Below are 2223 nucleotides of genomic sequence, written 5' to 3' on the forward strand. Positions count from 1 at the left end.
CCTAAACGCCCTTGCTGATGAATACCTTAGGCTGGCTTATCACGGCCTGCGTGCCAAGGACAAAAGCTTTAATGCCACGCTGGAAACCCATTTTGATGAGACAATCGGGAAAGTGAACGTGGTATCACAGGATATAGGCCGGGTGATCCTGAACCTTATTACCAATGCCTTCTATGTGGTACAGAAAAAAAAGGAGCAACACCCTGAAGACTATGAACCAACGGTAACGGTTAGTACAAAGAGAACAAAAGATGGCGTCAAAATTAGCGTAAAAGACAATGGAAATGGCATTCCCGAAGGGATCAAAGAAAAGATCTTCCAACCGTTTTTTACTACTAAACCTACAGGACAAGGCACAGGCCTGGGCCTTAGCATGAGCTATGATATTGTGACCAAGGGCCACGGAGGAAATTTAAAAGTAGAAACAGAAGAAGGTAAGGGAACAACATTTTATATTAACTTACCAGTAAGTAAATGATTATGAAAAGACCAACCACCTTTAAGCTTCACTTAGGCATCTATATGCTAATATTTCTTTTTCTTGCCGCTTGTAATGGTAGCAGGGAAGCGCCCCCTTTTCCGAAAACAGAAAGTGAATTCAAACAACCTCTTACCAAGAAGTTTGAATTTACCAAAGAAGACACCATTGTCTGGAAGACTAAAAAAACAACTCCTTTTAACAAGCTGCCTGTGAAAAAATTCCGTTGGGATCAGTTAGCTGCCAAGCCAATAGATATTGGCTTGCCCATTCCATACAACGGCAGGGGTGAAGAAAAACCCTTTAGTCTGGAAAGCCTGCCCTCTATGCCTTTTAATTTGGATAGCTTACCACAAGCAACGCTAACCATTAAGACAAAAGGTTTAGGAGATCCTGAAATTGTTGAAGCAGGTCCCTTCACAGATCTTCCCGGGCTAAGCAGAGGTGTTGTCAGAGCTAGTCTCGACATGGGACTTCCAACTGAAATTTTTAGTTTACTAAAAGACAGCAATGGTATGTTGTGGATGGGCATGCAGGGACAAATTGCCAGATACGATTCAAACACCTTAGAAATCTATGCTTTAGAACAGGGAATCGCTAGTGCCACGATAACTGGCTTATTTGAAGATTCTAAAGGTAGGCTATGGATTTCAAATAGTTTGGAAGGCACAACTATACTTGATTTTGAAGCCAAACTGATTTATGAAATAACTAGTGATTTGCCCAATATAAGTGGCAATAGCATCATTGAAGCAGCTGATGGTAAATTCTGGTTATCAAATCTAAGAACAGGGTATGACATTATTGATCTGGAAGAAAAGCTGACCTACCGTTTTACCCCTAATGAAGGTCTTTTGGGCGTATTCAATGTTAAACTATATCAGGACAAAAAAGGGATTATTTGGCTTCCATCCAGCGGGGGTGTAAACATCATTGACTTAGAGTCTGGTAAAAATATGCAGTTGACCACAGAGAACGGCCTTCCTGGACTATTTACAGCAGGCTTTTTTGAAGACAACCAGGGAAGGCTATGGATTGCCAATCAAGGTGGAGGCATTGTCTTAAATCCGGAAAGAACATCATTATCCATATATTCTTTTGGCAGTTTATTTCAAAAGGGAAGTCAGATAACCGGGGTGTTTCAGGATTCCTCTGGCAATTATTGGTTCGGGGGAGGCGATGGAGTACTCTATCTCTTAGATGAAAATATGAAACAGATAGAAAAAATAAATCTATCTAACAGGCCTTCTCAGGCGGCGATACATTATGAAGAGGATGCAAGCGGCCAGGTCTGGACAGTAATGCCACAGGGTGGGCTTTATAAAATTGACCTACATACTGCCAGACCGGGGAATTTCACCATTGAAGATGGCTTGACCAGTAATTCAATTTGGCACACCTTAGAAGCAAGAGATGGTAAAATATGGATAGGAGGTTATGAGGGTATTGAGATCTACGATCCGGAAACCAGAACTATTAAACATTTAGGGGAAACTGAAGGTTTGGTCAATGATAGGAATAGCCGGTTAAATGAAGATTCTGAAGGGAGAATTTGGGCCGTTGGTAGTAGGTTTGGTATAAGTATCATAGACCCTGTTAAACAAACGATTCAACAACTTACTTCTGTTCAAGGATTGGAGACAGACAATATTTCTGATATTTTAGAAGACACCAATGGGCGGTTTTGGATGGGTGGTGATCAAGGAGAAGTATTACTGCTAGATGAAAAGAAATCAGATCTAAAC

At 41.1% G+C, this 2223-nt stretch carries 2 protein-coding genes; both read left to right on the top strand.

What is annotated here, in order from left to right:
* Positions 1-478, top strand: a 478-nt coding sequence (locus WBM49_RS00510; protein WP_424370099.1) for a sensor histidine kinase, incomplete at its 5' end; no start/stop codon positions are given.
* 2 nt (positions 479-480) lie between these two features.
* On the top strand, positions 481-2223 hold a 1743-nt coding region (locus WBM49_RS00515; protein WP_424370100.1), incomplete at its 3' end, for a ligand-binding sensor domain-containing protein.

This window comes from Muriicola sp., assembly GCF_049669965.1.
Taxonomy (GTDB): domain Bacteria; phylum Bacteroidota; class Bacteroidia; order Flavobacteriales; family Flavobacteriaceae; genus Muriicola.